Below are 499 nucleotides of genomic sequence, written 5' to 3'. Positions count from 1 at the left end.
CGGGTGCGTTTTGGAGGGCGAGCATGATTTGGAAGAGGGGGTGGTGGGCGAGGGTGCGGGTGGGGTTGAGGATTTCGACGAGGTATTCGAAGGGGACGTCCTGGTGGGCGTAGGCGGCGAGTGAGGTTTCGCGGACCTGGTTGAGGAGTTGGGTGAAGGTGGGATCGCCGGTGGTGTCGGTGCGCAGGACGAGGGTGTTGACGAAGAATCCGATGAGGTGGTCGAGGTTCTGGTCGGTGCGGCCGGCGATGGGGCTGCCGAGGGGGATGTCGTGGCCCGCGCCGAGGCGGGTCAGCAGGGAGGCGAGGCCTGCTTGGAGGACCATGAACAGACTGGTCCCGGTGGATCGGGCGAGGTCGGCGAGACGCTGGTGGAGTTCGGGGTTGATGGCGACGGTGACGTAGTCGCCGCGGTAGGTCATCACGGCCGGCCGGGGCCGGTCGGTGGGGATGCTCAGCTGGTCGGGAAGATCGGCCAGAGCGTTCGTCCAGTAGTCGAT

At 66.5% G+C, this 499-nt stretch carries 1 protein-coding gene; it reads right to left on the bottom strand.

The features are described 5' to 3' along the window. Positions 1-499 (bottom strand): condensation domain-containing protein (locus C6N31_RS42450; RefSeq protein ID WP_198359654.1); only part of this gene is annotated, 499 nt, incomplete at both ends.

It is taken from the genome of Streptomyces fildesensis, assembly GCF_016107395.1.
Taxonomy (GTDB): domain Bacteria; phylum Actinomycetota; class Actinomycetes; order Streptomycetales; family Streptomycetaceae; genus Actinacidiphila; species Actinacidiphila fildesensis.
The sequence above is the reverse complement of the archived record's forward strand: the minus strand, read 5'-3'. Positions and strand labels throughout refer to the sequence as shown.